Origin of the sequence: Bremerella cremea (assembly GCF_003335505.1) — a bacterium.
Lineage (GTDB): Bacteria > Planctomycetota > Planctomycetia > Pirellulales > Pirellulaceae > Bremerella > Bremerella cremea_A.
Genome location: NZ_QPEX01000044.1, coordinates 103,373 through 119,446, shown reverse-complemented (window position 1 = coordinate 119,446; position 16,074 = coordinate 103,373). Strand labels below are relative to the sequence as shown.

At 53.2% G+C, this 16,074-nt stretch carries 4 protein-coding genes; 2 read left to right on the top strand and 2 right to left on the bottom strand.

What is annotated here, in order from left to right; translation table 11 throughout:
- Positions 1 to 139 precede the first annotated feature (139 nt).
- A complete protein-coding gene (locus DTL42_RS20080; protein ID WP_158545487.1) occupies positions 140 to 3,601 on the top strand; it encodes an Ig-like domain-containing protein in 3,462 nt (1,153 codons plus the stop codon).
- Between the two features lie 26 nt (positions 3,602 to 3,627).
- On the opposite strand, the gene DTL42_RS20075 is transcribed toward DTL42_RS20080, so the two are convergent.
- Together DTL42_RS20075 and DTL42_RS20070 are read right to left on the bottom strand one after the other, a co-directional pair.
- On the bottom strand, positions 3,628 to 5,037 hold the full coding sequence (locus DTL42_RS20075) for a porin (protein WP_114371380.1): 1,410 nt from the start codon (positions 5,035 to 5,037) through the stop codon (positions 3,628 to 3,630).
- Positions 5,038 to 5,217: 180 nt separating this feature from the next.
- On the bottom strand, positions 5,218 to 6,603 hold the full coding sequence (locus tag DTL42_RS20070; protein WP_158545486.1) for a porin: 1,386 nt from the start codon (positions 6,601 to 6,603) through the stop codon (positions 5,218 to 5,220).
- Positions 6,604 to 7,419: 816 nt separating this feature from the next.
- Between DTL42_RS20070 and DTL42_RS20065 the strand changes: the two genes are divergently transcribed.
- The gene (locus tag DTL42_RS20065) at positions 7,420 to 16,023 is read left to right on the top strand and encodes a cadherin domain-containing protein (RefSeq protein ID WP_114371375.1); all 8,604 of its coding nucleotides are present in this window, start codon (positions 7,420 to 7,422) and stop codon (positions 16,021 to 16,023) included.
- The last annotated feature ends 51 nt before the right edge of the window (positions 16,024 to 16,074 follow it).

Here is a 16,074-nt window from a genome sequence, read left to right as displayed (position 1 = left end):
AGGCTTTCGATCGTTGGAAAATAAATCACAACCAGACTAGGATGAATTCTTTGCGAAGCCGCAGAATTCATCCATAATGAGTCTGCGATGCGTCCGATCGGAACAGATCCCCGTACATGTCCTAAAGTCGATGCGCACCATGACCGAGTTATCTTTGAGCCTGCCTATTGTTGCCGCTTTTGTGGTATTGCTATGCCTAGTAGCGACAACCGTCTGGGGAATGGTCATAAGATCGCGCACGCTGAAGTTGGCCCCTGCCCTGGCCCGTAAGGGGCGGCGTTCCAGCCAAGGGCAGCCTGTGATGCAGCAACTTGAGTCACGCGAAATGATGGATGCCAGTATGGGCAACCAAGCATTAGCGCTGGAAGGCGAGTCGCTGACGGTCAACGGTGTGACTTACGAAAACGTCGACATGATCGCCCTCGCCAAAGCATTTGCTGCTAGTGGCGCAAAGATGTACGGTGCCGATTGGTGTCCTCATTGCACCGTCATGAAAGAGAAGTTTGGCGAGGGGAAGTATTATCTTCCATTTGTGGAAGTCTCGAACTACAAGCATCAAACCAACTCGATTGGCGTCGAAAAGAATATCACTTCGTATCCGACTTGGGTTTTTCATGAGGGTACCGCCAACGAAGTACGCTTGACCGGCGATTCTCATACTCTGGAAGAACTAATCAACGCCGCCGGTATTAGTGTTCCCCAAAGCGAACCTCTTTACTTCGCTGAAATTCCCGATCACCTCGAGCTTAAAGCAGGCCAGTCGTATCACATCGCGTTAGATGGCTACTCGCCGACCGGGCAGAACCTTACCTACACGGTGACCACCTCGAACGGGACGATTGAAACAAGTGTTCTGCAGAACAACCGCAGCTTGCGAGTCTCGACGGTACGTTTCGGTGATATGGAGTTCCATCTCTTCGAGGACGAAGTTGGCAACATTACCAGCCGGATTGTCGAACTTGCCGAGTCAGGGGCGTACGATGGGATGCTTTTTCATCGTGTGATCAATAACTTCATGATTCAAACCGGACAGGTGACCGATAATTCGTCTCCTTCGCAGCTTTGGGACGCCTTCGATCCTGATTTGCGCCACAATCAAAGCGGTATGTTGGCCTTAGCTAAGACTGCTTTCGACGATACCGGTACGTCGCAGTTTTACATTACCGAAGGGGATCAATCGTATCTCGACTTCAATCATCCTGTCTTCGGTTTTCTCACCGAGGGTGACGGTGTGCGAGAGTCGATCAGCAATACTTACACCAACGGTAGTGTCCCCATCTGGGATGTGATTGTCGACAAAGTCTCGGTATTTACCGACACCGAGAATGGAGTCTTGCGAATCAAGCTACCAGAGGGGATCTCTGAAAACGAGACCGTGACGGTTACTGTTTCGGACGGGCAAGGCAACACGATTAGCCGAACGTTTCATGTCTCTTCGAAGGCAGACGATACCGACTACAATCCGTTCTTTTCCTACATCCCCAATATCACATTGCAGCCAGGACAAAGTACTTCATTTCAGCTGAATGCAACCAGTGTCGATGGCGACCCGATTGTCTACACCGCTTTGTCCAGCATGCCCAATAATTTGTCGTTTGTTTTAAATCAGCAAACCGGACTGGTGCAGATCAACACTAGTGTTGGATTGGCGCCAGGGGTATACACGATGCAACTAGCGGTATCGGACCAAGGGGTTGTTATTAACAGTCCGACGAATGCCGCAGGAATTCTCAGCAATCGTTTAGTCGATTATCAAGCCCTCGTAATTACCGTCGGCAACCCGAACACTTTGGTGAACGATACCGTTCATTTGACCGAAGATGCTCCGGTGGTTTTCAATCCCATGGCGAATGACAGCAATTCGAGTGGCGATTTTGCTTACGAAACGTTTAAAATCGTAACGCCGCCGGCGGTGGGCCAATTGTCTTACAATGCTTCTTCTGGTGAGGTCACTTATACTCCGCCAGCCGATTTCAATGGATCGGTTTCGTTTCAGTACAGTATTGCCAACAAACATGGCCTGGTGAGCGCACCTGCTACGGTGACCCTGTTGGTGGCTGCAATCAACGATCCTCCGGAAGCGCTTGATGATATCTTCCATGCCGATCGTGACTCGGCCACGCTGCTGCCGGTGCTTAAGAACGACGATAAAGGTGCGGAAAACGAAGCGAATGACCCTGTGATTGTCGTGCTTCCATCCGGTTTCACGAATGCTGGCGGTCAGGTTGTTGTGGTCGGCGATCAGATCCAGTACACGCCGCCAACGGGCTTCACCGGTACCGATACCTTCAACTACACGATCAACGATGCTGGTCTAGAAAGCACGGCGACGGTTTCGGTTGATGTGCGTGACGTTAGTCAGTTTACCATTACCGTTGGGAAAGACGCGACTTCCGTCGACGATCATGGCGCAGTGACCAACTTGCCGCAAAGTGATCAGATCATCGAAGAATGGGACTCGTTCTGGATTGAAGTATGGGTGACCGCGTCGGGTACGGGAGGAGATGCGATTACCGCAGCCTCGGCCACACTCAACTTCGATTCGTCAATGTACCGTGCCAACTCGATTGTGATTGGCCCTGGTTTCTCAGCCGCAGGTGGTAATTCCACGAACAATTCAAACGGTACCGTCAAGCTCAATGCAACCTCGACAATCGCAGGTTTAGGTGCAGATCAACGTGTTTTGCTGGGCAGAGTTCGTTTCACGCCTTTTGCCAACGGACTAGCGGCTCCTGTGATTGATGTGTCGCAAGGCTTGGACTTTTCTCAGTTCTTAACTTCGGTTTCTAATGCCTCGCTCACGGTGAATGGCATTGGTACGCTTGATTCCCCGACGACCGACGCAACTCCGTCAACGCGGCTCTTGCCGATGATTTACGACTTAAACGATGACGGTAAGGTTGACCTCGGCGACTTGAGCGAGTTTGTCGCGGCGTATGGAAATTACAATTCCACCAAATTCATCGACTTTGATTTGACTGGTGATTTGAAAGGGAGCGGCTTCGACTACTTCCAATTGGCACTCGGAGCCAATTTTCTGAGCCAGGATAAGAAATACCAGATTTCGCCATTGGTATTGGATGCCGCGATTAGCGATGCCATTTTGACAAATCACACGGCAACTGGCTCATGGGCGGAAAGCTTGTCCCGCAGTGACATCCTAGGGATGACCTCGCTGTTGCCAGAGAATATCATTTCGCCCGAAGTGACCTCGGATACCAACGCGGTTTCCTTTCAGATTGTCGACCTGCCGGGCAATCAATTGGCCAAAACGGTTGGCAGCATGATTTACATCGACGATAACGCTGCTGGCTGGGGTTGGTTTGTCGACAGCACGCCGCTCGATTCTTCGGAGTATCAAGCGACGGGGAATAGCGGCCATCAACAGGCGATCACCAATTCGATGGCTAATGGGCGGATCGATTTGCTCTCGGTCTTGCTGCACGAACTAGGGCACGTGGCTGGGCTTGAGCATACCGATGAAGGCATCATGAGCAGTACCATTTTGCCAGGCCAACGTTTAACCGATCGCGAAATTGGTGCGTTCGACGAGACCTTCTATGTCGCTGCCGTCGACCAGTTCTTTTCCGACGACGAATAACCTGCGAGGCTCGCTCATGGTGTCCATTAGAACACCGTGATTAGGTCGAAGCCGAGCGTGAACTGATCTTTCGAGGTGCCGTTGTTGTAGGCACCATTGATTCCAGGAGCACTCATGTCGCTCCAGTCGTAGCGAAGTTCTGGCCGCAGCACGAACCAACTGTTGGGATGATAGTTCGCACCCAAGGTAAGCTCGTAGTAGTTACCACCGTGGACGAGATTGTCGTTCGGCAAACCAAAGACGCGGGCATTGTCCGGATCGCCGAACCACTCGAAACGAGCTCCGACGTCTAAGCACGAATCAACCGTGTAGTACAAGTAGTTTGATATGCCGCACCAGTTGGCCTGGGCCAGCGTATTAGAACTTGTCAAGCGAGCGTTCGCTTCTGTGCCGAGGTTGTGTTCCAGCACGTAGGTCCAGCACTGATTGATTTGTTGTTGGAAGACCAAGCTGTAGGTGGTGCGATTGTTGTTGCCAGAGGGATCTTCGCTGCCGGTCAGGATACTGAAGTTTAGCTTGGTTGCTTCATGCGGGCTCACCCAGCGGAAGCCACCCAGGAAGCTGACTTGGCCGTTGGGTTGATCAAAAGTATTCCAACCTCGCACGATCCCACCGTACCAGGTCATGCAAGACGAAGTTGCATAGCTGGCCAGCATGCCGGTGTGGGTGAACGGCTCGCCATATTGCATTGTGTACGAGTGCGAGTAGAAGAAGTTCTCCGGAGCCATGACCGACTCGTAGCCCATGATGGTATAGAAGTGACCTGCTTTCAGATTCACTCCGTTGCCCCACGGCACGTTGGCTTCCACATAGAACTGTGGCAAGGCCAAGCCGTAAAGGCCTGCATTTCCTGCATTGCGAGGACCGTTGCCACTATTCCAATGCTGCGAGTTGTTGTCGCGTGTTTCCAGCCCGGTGGCTTGGACAAAGTAATAGTCGGTACCGAACAGCACATCCACGCGGCCGCCGATATCCCAGGAGCAGGAATCTCGGCTAACTTTGCGGCCAAAGCTCGTGTACAACTGGTTGAGCATGTATTCGTTGGCCTGATCGTTGAAAATCAAAGGCCCGTTGGTGCCCGCTGGTCCGTTGGCTCCACCATCGGAATTAGGATTTCCAGTGAAGCCTTGTTCTAGCCAGCCGTTGTAAAACCACGGCGAGCAGCAGATATCATCGAAGCAGCTACCACAACTCGCGCAGTCTGCCTGCTCGAAGCCCAAGGCATCGGTGCTGGTGATAGATTCGGGATCGAACGTTTCAACAATTGGTTCGCTTGTGATTGCAGAAACAGGCATCACCTCCGGTTTGGCCGGGGCTACTGCGTTAGCTCGTACTACCCGAACTGGGGCTTTCGTTTGGGCCTGCAATGCCGACCCATTGAAAAATCCCAATACGACCGTCCATGCCAAAGCATGAGTAATGTGTAATTGCTTCATGATTTCTTACTGCCGGTTGCTGTTCCGCGCAAACCCTGGGGGGCGATTCTTTAAATCGTATGAATCGTATCGGTCATTCAAACTGGATAGATTGATCCAATTAGTCCGATTTGCGCGATTCCGCCGTTTTGTCTGATAGCGGCGGAATGATGGCAGTGGCAGCAGGAACCAGAGGCGAGCTTAGAAGGAGAACACCACGTCCAGGGCAAACGTGTACATGTCGTCCTTAGTGAAGTCGTCATACACGCCGGTCGTGCCCAGCGGGTTGAGATCGGACCAGTCGTAGCGTACTTCCGGGCGAATCAGCACATTCTTGCTTGGCCGCCAGTTGGCACCCAGCGTGATGTCGTAGTAGTTACGACCGGTGAAAAGTAATTGGACCGGTGCTTGTTGAATTCGCCAGTTATCTTCGTCGCAGAACCACTCGAAGCGGCCACCGAACGAGAGTTCGTTCGACCATTGGTAATACAGGTAATTGGTGATGCTGTAATAGTAGGCATTCGCGTTCATGAACGAACTGTCGAGGAACGCATCCTGCTGAACGCCAAAGTCATGCTCGAACGTGTAGTTCCAACGCGATCCCATCTTGCGGGTGTAGACGATCGTGTGGCTATATCGATTTTGATCCCCATTAGGGTCTTCGTTGCCGTTGTGCATGGCATACGACAAGCTGGAAACGTCGTTCTTCCATTGGGCACCAAACGTAAAGCCATAGGATCCGTTGATATTGTCGAAGTTATCCCAGCCGTTGGTCATGCCCGCTTGCAGCGTCAAACAAGTGGTTGGACTATAAGTCGTGAGGAAACCAGTGTTCGTCTTAGGGTTGCCATAAACATAGGTATAGCTGTGCGAATAGAAGAAGTTCTCCGGAGCCATCGCCGACTCGTACCCCATGATGGAGTAGAAGTGCCCCATCTTTACTTTCAGCCCAGAGCCAACCGGAACGAAAACTTCTCCGTAAGCTTGGGGAAGTGCTAAGCCGTAAAGTGCTCGGGAGTTGTTCTGGCGTGGGCCGGTCCCGTTCCAGTGTCGGGTTCCGTTGTCGTGACGTTCCAAGCCGTTGGATTCCAGAAAGAAGTAATCCGAGCCATACAGCACGTCGGTGCGGAAACCATAGTCCCAGCCGCAGCTATCGTCAGCAACATTCTTGCCGAACGAGAGATACAGTTGGTTCATCTGATAGTCATCGGCCCGATCATTGAAGCCAAGCGGTCCGTTGAAATTGCTAGCAGGATGGTCGGCGTTTGCCGTATAGCCTTGATCGAGCCAACCGTCGAAAAACCAGCTCCCTTTACCGCATTTGCCAAAACAAGAGCCTGAGCCAGATGCTCCGGTCTCGCAGGAATCGCAATTTGCCATCTGGATCTCAACCGCTTCTGCGGCTTCGTCACTAAAGGACGTGTAGTATGGATCCTGATTCAGCGCTGGGTATTGATCCTGATCCGTTAACCAGGTTGACGCAGTCGGAGCTTCACGAACCAAGTCTTGGGCATTTAGCAAGGTCGTAGTGAAGCTTGCTAGAAGGCCGCTTATCGCCAAGGTTGCAGTCGTCAGTCGACGGAGCATAAGTCCCATTCCTTGTACTCGAGCCAATCTCCGCAAGAGAGATCACAGCAAGGTAAGTACAACGTTTGATTTAGTGTCGGTAGTAACTGTTCGCGAGGACTTGACCTGCTGGTCGCATTCCCACGAACAATCACGTTTTCCGTATTGGATTCGGTTTCCGAGCTGCTAAAAGTTTGACGGAAGTGACGGATATCACTAGGTTTAGCACAATAGAATCGGAATAGATTGCCGTGCTTCTCTATTTTGACGTTAAGCGTCCAAACTGCTATCTGGCGAGTTTGCTATTTAGGGAGTCTTTGGGGAACCAGATACTCTAAATGGGCGAGGTTAACCTTGCGGATCACCGAGCATTTGCGGTGTGACGCCAGAATTTCTGCACCCATAACCAGCACGTTTGATAGAACCAGCCCTTTTTTTCTAGTGGGGGGCTTAGAGCGGCAAAATTTGGCTGTTTTAAGAGGGTGTTTCGTAAGTGCTTTGATAGTAGTCGTTTACGGTGTATTTCTGTGAGATCGGCGAGCACTTAAAGCGTTGCGAATATATGGGTTAGCTTAAAATTTCCGCGACACTTGGGTAAAATGGCGAGAATAGGTAACGAAGGCTCTAGTAATTCGTTGAATTTGCCGCAACCCCTGATTTTAATGGAACTACCTGAAACAGGAACTCCTCTCTAACCCAGGTGGAGTATCTGTTCAGAATTATTCGAGTCAAAGGACTGGGCTCTCCTCGTTTACCTAGTCTCATCAATCTCGCTCCCCTGACTGAACTGCAAACCGACCATTCCCCGGGAACATAGACTGGCCGTTGGTGCAAAGCATGAAGAACATCAAATCCGTTCGTAAAAATCTGATCGCTCCTAAGAAGTCGCGAAATTCCGTCCGCGACAATCGAGCTATGCGGTTGGAATCTTTGGAAATCCGCGATCTGCTCGCCGCGAATACCCTCGACTTTGTCGACAATCTGGAGATTGGCTCACCGGGAGAAACCCGTGACCTCCAATTGGAAGTCGATGCTGCCTCTGGCAGCTCGATTGTGGCCTTGCGGATCAAGGGAACTAGTGGAAACCTGAACCCCGACGTGCCGTTGGTCTTTATTCAAGACACCGATCGCACGAATCCAGCCAACCATGTACCGCTGTTGCAGGCCATGGGGGACATCGAGGGGACGAGCGACAGCTACATCCTGTTTCAAGTGAACGGGGGGGATAACTTTACCATCCAAGTAGGTGGTTCTGGATCCGGTGGTTTCATCGCAGAGATCATGCAATTTGGTTCGACCGATGCGGACCAGATGGTAACGGAACAGGAATACTACGAAGCGGTTGCCGCCGAGTTGCAAGCACGAGGAGCAGGCAACCACAACACGGCTGCTTACTTCCAAACGGTCTGGGGCATCGACTTCAATCAGCCGCAGTACGATCCTGGTTTCGATGCTAACTTCAACGGGATCGTGGAAGGATTCGAGCTCAGCTATATGGAATCGGCCATGGGGCAGCCTGGGGTCGTACTCGATTTAATTGGCGACAACGAAGCACCGGTTGCAACGGCCAAGGTCGCCGTCGACACCGGTATCTCTGCCACCGACAACATCACCAACGACATTGATGGCAATGGCGACAACAGTGCTATCGTTGGTACCATCACCGACTTCAGCAAGATCACCAAGGCGATCGTCAAGATCGACGGGAAAGCAACCTCGATCGATCTGGCCGCTGCTCCCAGCATTAACGCGATTACCGTTGGCGACAACGAAATCACCTTCGGACTGAGCATTGCCGATCTGGATGCTCTTCTCGGATCTTCGGTTGTTGATAGTGGTTCGCATACCCTGACGATCGAGACCGAAGATGAACTGGGCAACACCAGCATCACGCCGTTCTCGTTGGTCTTCCAGTTCGACACGACAGCTCCGAATGCTCCGACTGGTGTCGATCTGGCTGCCGAAAGCGATTCCGGTACCTCTAATACCGACAATATCACCAACGATACCACCCCCACGATTTCAGTGACGGCGGAAGCTGGCACGCGAGTGACCTTCAGTTCCAGCAGTGCCGGCGTATTGGGAACGGTTGTCGCCAATGAATCTGGCGTGGCAACCATCACCCCAACCGTTGGTTTGGCAGAAGGCAACCACACGATCACTGCCACATCGACCGATGCGGCTGGGAACGTGAGTTCAATCTCGACCGGCTTGATCATCACGATCGACACGATCAATCCTGCGTCGTTCACCAACTTGACGCTGGGCAACGCCACGACGAACCCGAACCTGACCGATCAAAGCCAGGCAACGTTCACCGGTACGTCTGAAGCAAATGCGATTGTTGAACTGCTCGACTTGAACTCGGCTGTGATTGCGACGACAACTGCCGACGCTTCAGGGAACTTCAGCTTCACCTTGTCTGACAATGTTGATCTCGACTTCGATATCAATAACTTCACTTTCCGGGCGACCGATGCCGCTGGCAACCAAAGCTCGGCTGTCTTCGTTGTGTACCGCAACACGGCTCCATCGATTGATGCTGGTCAGCTCTTCTCGGTCGATGAAAACAGTGCCAATGGCACGACGGTTGGTAACGTTTCGGCCAGCGGTAACGATACCGGTGACGTGCTGAGCTACGCGATTACCGGGATTGATTCGGGCTACGAAGGTGCGTTCGTGATCAACGCTTCTACCGGAGTGATCACGGTTGGCGATAGCACCAAGCTGAACTACGAAGACAAAACGTCCTTCACGCTCACTATTCAAGTTACCGACAGCTATGGTGACGGTGCTGGCGGCGAAGGCTTGGCTACCACTCAAACGGTGACCATCAACCTGAACGACGTGAACGAAGAGCCGACCTTCGATCAGCAAACGTACACCTTCAGTGTCGAGGAAAACTCGGCGGCTTCCACCAGCGTCGGCACAGTGACTGGTTCGGACGTCGATGCGGACGACACCTCGCTGACCTACGGCATTAGCGGTGGAAGTGGCGATGGATTGTTCGCAATCGACTCGGCCACAGGGGCGATCACGGTTGCCAGTGGGGCGGTTCTCGATTTTGAAACCACCAATAGCTACACCTTGGACGTCACCCTTACCGATTCGCTCAGCGGCGGTGAAGTTGGCCAGGTGAACACGGTCACCAAGACCATCACCATCAACCTGATCGACGTCAATGAAGATCCTGAATTCGTAGGTGAACCGATCACGCTCAGCGTTGCTGAAGACGCCGGCGAAAATGGGGTCGTAGGAACGATCAGTGCTACGGACGTCGACGCCGACGATTCGACGGCTGGCGATTTGACCTTCGGCTTGGCTACGGGAGGAACGGGCGATGGCCTGTTCGCCATTGACCCAACGACCGGTGAAATCACCATTACCGCCTTGGGTGCCTCAACGCTCGACTTCGAGACCACCACTTCTTACACGCTGAATGTCACCGTAACCGATAACCTCGATGGCGACGGAGCGGGCGAAGTGGGTGCTGCGGTTACTAAGACTACTAGCGTCACTATCAATATTCTGGACGCGAACGAAGCGCCTGAATTCGTGGGCGAGCCAATCTCGTTCACGCTGCCCGAAGACGCCGCCATCGATGATTCGGTTGGTACGGTAGCAGCTACCGACGTCGATGCCGATGATAGCTCGGCAGGCGATCTCACTTACGGCATCAGTGGCGGAACCGGAGCCAACTACTTCCAAATCGATCCAACGACGGGCGAAATTACCGTCAAGGATAACTCGGTCTTCGACTTTGAAAGTACCACCAACAGCTTCACGCTGAACGTCACCGTGACCGACAACTTGGACGGTGATGGTGCCGGAGAAGTCGGTACGCAAAAGACGACGACCACCACGGTCACCATCGATTTGACCAACGTCAACGAATTGCCAACCGTCCCAGGCGATACGCTCAACTTGGGTTTGGTTCGCTGGACTTTGGTAGACGAAGCTGGTGAAGTTGGCAACACCGTTAAAGTGGTCGGCTTGGTCGATCCGGAAATGCAAACGCTGACCTACACCGACAGTAGTGGCAACGCGTTCTTCCATATCGATTCCGCTGGCAACCTGATTTTGGACCAAGCCGTTACGGCGGGTGATCTGACTGAGGGTGAATTGGAAATCGTTCTTAACAACGTCTTGGTGTCGGACGGCATCGACTCGAAGACCATTAGCATAACCTTCAAGGTCGTCGAAAACTCGCCACCGGAATTCACTTCGCCTGCCCCTGGTACCACCGTTAGCGTGGACGAGAACCTGGTGGACGACGTGGTCCTGAACTCTGGCGATCCGATCGACGATACGCTTGTGCTGACTGCCACGGACCTGGAAGGTGACAATCCTCTGGTCTTCTCAGTAGCCCCGAGTGTCGCAAATCCAGACACCGCCTTGGCCGCCCTCTTCTCGGTCGCCGAAGTAAATGGCAACTGGACGGTTGTCGTCGCTGATCCGACGAACCTGAACTTCAACTACGTCAATCAGCACGGTGCATCCAACGGCACTTTCACCATTGACTTGGTGGTAACCGACGCTTTGGGTGGTTTCTCTACTCAGACCCTCGAAATCACCGTTGCTGATCGCAACGACACGCCGACTTTCACCGATCCTGGTACTTTGTCGCTCGACGAATACGTTGCTAAGGATCCTAGTGTCTCGTTCGGTACGGAAGCTGGCACGGTGGTCTTCGATGCCAGCACCGCGTTTGCCGATGCCGACCTGGGCGATACGCTGACTTACACGCTCGATTCCGCCGTGGTTACTGGGACCAGCACGGATATTTCTGGTGCGTTCACCATCGACCCGAACACCGGGATCATTACCGTTCTCGATCCAACGTTGCTCAACGCAGAAGGAATCGATCCAGATAGCGTCACCCTGACCATCACTGCCAACGATGGTAGTGGCGAAAGCAACAGCAGTGTTAGCGGTAACCTCAACATCGACATTGTTCCTCAGGACGAACTGCCGATCTACGTTTCGCCAACCGATAGCTTCGACGTTCGCTACCGCTTTGTCGACGGTGCCGATTCGGACGATCTGACTGACCTCGGAAATATTTCCGAAGTGCTGACGGTAGCCGATCCAGAAGGTGACACGATCACCTACTCGCAGCGAACCACAGGAGCTTCAGGTGAAGAATACTTCGCCCTGGCCAGCGACGGCAGCATCACCAGCATTAAGCAAGTCGATTTCACCGAAGATGAAATGACCTTCGAGTTGGTGTTCGACTACAGCGACGGCGAACTCGACTCGAATACCGATCTTGGTTTCAGCAGTGGTTTCGTGTTGACGATTCGTGTCTTCAAGAACCCACCGGCTGTCTTCGACCAAGCCAGCTACGACTTCTCACTCGATGAGAATACGGCTGCCAGCTCGACCGTAGTACAAACCGTATCTGCGACCGACCCGGATGGTGAAAACGTTACCTACGCGATTAATGACCCAAGTGGGACCTTCGCAATCAACGCAACGACTGGCGAAATCATCATCGCTAATGCAGCTGCTTTGAATTATGAAGCGAACTCCACGCTCAGCTTTACGGTGACCGCCATTGATGAAGCGGCCAACGAAACCGACATGCTGGTTACGGTTACGCTGAACGACCTGAACGAAGCACCGACGATCACCAACGGCACGCTGGAATTCGGTATCAATGAGGACACCGCCAACGGAGCTGCGGTAGGGACTGTCACCGCAACCGACCCCGACGCGGACGACACTACGCTCAGCTATCAAATCACCGGTGGTACTGGCCAAGGTGTCTTCGCAATCGACGCTGGGGGCAACATCACCGTTGCCGATGCTTCCCAGATCGACTTCGAAACCAACTCGTCTTACACGCTGCAAGTTCAAGTCACTGACAACGGTGGTCCAACACCAGGCTCGAACCTGCTTTCCGATACCAAGACGTTCACCATCAACATTGGCGACGTCAACGAAGCGCCTGTCTTAACCGGTGCCGCGTTCGACTTGCCGGTTGTTGATGAAAGCAATCTGACCGCAACTGAAATCGGGACGGTTGGCGATGACTACTACACCAAGGTTTACAGCAATGCAACGTACAACTTCCGCGGTCAATTTACCGATCCGGAAGGAGATGCTCTGACGCTGTCGATCGCCAATAAGGCCGCTATCGAAGCGTTGGACTACGTCAGCAGCATCAACTACGACAACGCGACCGACGAACTGACGATCGTGTTTGTCCACTACGGTGTCGCTCAGAACCGGGCACCGTTTACCATTCAGTTGGTTGCCCAGGAAACAGCCAGCGGCATGCTTACCGCAGATGCTCCGCTGGAAGTGGGCGTTTCGGTAACCAACCAAAAGGCCGTCGACTTCAAGCTGATTCCGGTTTCCAGCCCAACCGATTCGAGTCAGGCCTTCGCTGGCATTAGCGAAGGTCAACTCCCAGGGGCAATTAATCGAATCGCCGACGGTCAAACCTTCACGGTTGAAATCTGGGGAACGACATTAGTCGGTCAAGACGACGTCACCCCAGGCAATTCGTATATCGAAGGGTTCTCGATCGTCAACCTGGCCCTGCTCTTCAATTCGACCCTATTAACGACATCGGCAGACAATGTGGCTGCTCCCCTGAAATTGGGTGGAGGCAGCTCCGAGCCAATCACCGTCGATAACACAACCGGGCAAATCACGAACTTTAGTGCTTTCTTTGGCTTCGATGAGCTGCCAAGCGGTGTTGCCTCCGATGGTAACAAAGGTGAATACGTCCGCTTGGGCTATGTCACTTTGACCGCTCGGGACGGTGTGAGCACTTCAGGAATGACGGTCAACGATCTGTTGTCGATCGACTACTCTGACGCAAACACTTCGATCGTGCCGAATGCGGCTGATGCCAACGAAGTGAGCCCGGCTCCAGCTCAGGGCGATCCTGTACCGCGTCATAGCGATATTCAGCAAGATGTCATCGCAGCTCAGGCGAACATCGAATCGCCGGGTGTCGAGATTGTCGATGCCACGACGTTTACGATTTCTTCCGGAGACAGCTTGGCCTCGTTGCTGGTGGGAACCAACGGCAGCACGATCGATGGCAACTCGATCGCCGCCCAGTCGCTAGGGGGTGAAACGACTAGCGTTAGCGGGAAGTTGTTTGTCATCTTTACTGGGGACGCTGCTAATCCAACCTCCATGGAGATCATTGGCAGCGAACTGATCTTTGCTGACTCTGGTTCCTATTCCCCTGGTGAGCCGAATACGGCTGGTGGCAATCCTGATTCGGCTAATCCAGACCCGGCTAACTTTGGCGTGGTTACTAGCGATAGTTCCAGCACCACCAAGGTTGCTATTCGTGAGACCATCCTGCGAACTTCCAGTTCTCAGGTCATCAACTTGACCGGCAACGCTTCGAGCGGTGGAGCGACGTTTAATTCGCAAGGGATTGACCTAGAATATGGCTCAGGCTTCGCCGACATCAATGTCTTCATTGATTCCTTCGGTGTGAATCAGTCGGTACGACATTCGTTGGCAAGCAAATCGGTTGTTAGCCGCGGTGCTGAAAATTCGATGCTGGTAGGCGATGGCGTGGGTGGCTTTACCCTGACGCTTGACCTAAAGCGTATCTTGCTGGACGAAGTCTTGCCGGTTCAGGGGCAAATCACCCGAGACCTCAACCTGCTGCTCAACGCCACGATTGTGGCCGAGATCAACGGTGGGGCAAACCTCAGTGGTTCGGTCTTCAAACAAGACAATCAGCCTCTGGAAGATGGTTCTGGCGTGTTTGTCACGGTCAACAAGAGCCGCACTCAGCTAGACACCAATGGCCAAGTCTCGGAACTGCCTCAGGACGCCCAGTGGGCCTCCGAATGGGACACGCTGTGGGTAGAAGTTTGGGGCAACACGGCAGACGCTTTGGGCGTTTACGGTGGATCGCTCGACCTGGCGTATAACTCCGATTTGTTCACCGCCACGGCTATCGAGTACGCTCCTTCGATGGGCCTCAACCAAACCGGGACCATCGATACGGCCAACGGCAAGATCGTGGGACTGGGAAGTGCCTCGGAATCGAGCACCCTAGGCAAGGGAGCCTTCGTTCTGCTCGGACGTGTCAAGCTCGAGTCGCTGCCGACCAATGGGGTCGACGTTACCTTAGACGACTATCACAGTGAATCGCTTGGCTTGGTTGCCGAGAACGTTTCGCTGGGGCTCACCGGCGTTGGGATGACTGAAGTCTCGACCGATGTGGCTGATGTTGATGTCTGGGGTGTTGCCTTCGACGTGAACAACGATGGTCGAATCGGCTTGGCGGACTTCTCTCAGTTCGTTCAAGCTTTCGGTAAGTCGTCGCTTCACAGCAACGATGCCCTGGTGGCCGCGTTAGACTTCGATAACAACGGCTCGGTTGGCTTGTCCGACTTCAGCTACTTTGCCCAAAACTTTGGTAAGGGGAAAGATCAAGCTGCCAGCCTCGTCTATCCCGAAACCTTCACTCAGTCGTGGGTTGGTCGCAAGATTGAACTCGACGGTCCAAATTCCGTCGAAGACGTCTTCAACCAAGCCCTGACCGACTGGCAAACTTCGCTGGGCTTGGAAGAGCCAATCGATGTGAAGCTGGTTGTTACCGACTACGGCGATGCTCAGTTGGGTGAAGCTCAACTGGTAGCCGTCGACGAAAATGGCCTGCCTTCTTACGGTATTCTGACCCTCGATGACGATGGTGCCGGTTTAGGATGGTCGTCTGATCTGGCCGGCGGACCGGCTGAAGGCCAGTACGACCTGTACACGGTGATCTTGCACGAACTTGGTCACTTGTACGGCTTCATGGCCCACTACAGTGGTTTCGCCGACAATATTGTTACCGACTACAACGGTGGCAAGGTCTTCATGGGAGCAGACTTCGTTGCAACCTTGGATGACTATGGTTTCCACTTGGACGAAACCGAGAATCCTGGCGACGTGATGAACGACACCTTGGATCCAGGCGTTCGCAAGACGATCTCGGACCTAGACGTTCAAATTTTGCTAACGGCTTACGCTTCGGCGAGCAGCGAAAGCACGGTTGCCAGCGGAACGGCTGCCCTGCACACGGAAGCCCTGCATGCTCAGATGGCAAGCAGTATGATCGTCGATAACGCTCCGGTAGCAAGCGTAACCGAAGCCCCGATCAGCTTTGTCTACGACAAGGTCGTCGATGTCGAAACGGTAAGTGGCCGCACTGGCTACCAGTCGATGATCGTCCCGGCTGTTTTCGACGAACTGGTTCGCAACGGTATCCGCGTCACCACTTCTTCCTCAACGGAAGTCCAGCAACAGATGGACGACATCGATTCGGCGGTTGCTGACTTCATGGGTGAAGATAGTGCCCTGCTGGTTGCCGATGCAGTTGAAGACGTCCGATCGTTTAGCACTGAAGACGATTCCACCAACGTCGACGACTTGTTCGCCGACTGGGATGTCGAGTCCGATCTGGAAGGTTAAACGCTTGACGGAAGCGTGAAAACCTCAAGATCAAACGAAGAGCCGCGCCTT

Bases quoted from the DNA above. Each gene is read 5' to 3' on its own strand.
- DTL42_RS20070 (WP_158545486.1), bottom strand. From the start codon at position 6,603: ATGCTCCGTCGACTGACGACTGCAACCTTGGCGATAAGCGGCCTTCTA.
- DTL42_RS20065 (WP_114371375.1), top strand. From the start codon at position 7,420: ATGAAGAACATCAAATCCGTTCGTAAAAATCTGATCGCTCCTAAGAAG.
- DTL42_RS20075 (WP_114371380.1), bottom strand. From the start codon at position 5,037: ATGAAGCAATTACACATTACTCATGCTTTGGCATGGACGGTCGTATTG.
- DTL42_RS20080 (WP_158545487.1), top strand. From the start codon at position 140: ATGACCGAGTTATCTTTGAGCCTGCCTATTGTTGCCGCTTTTGTGGTA.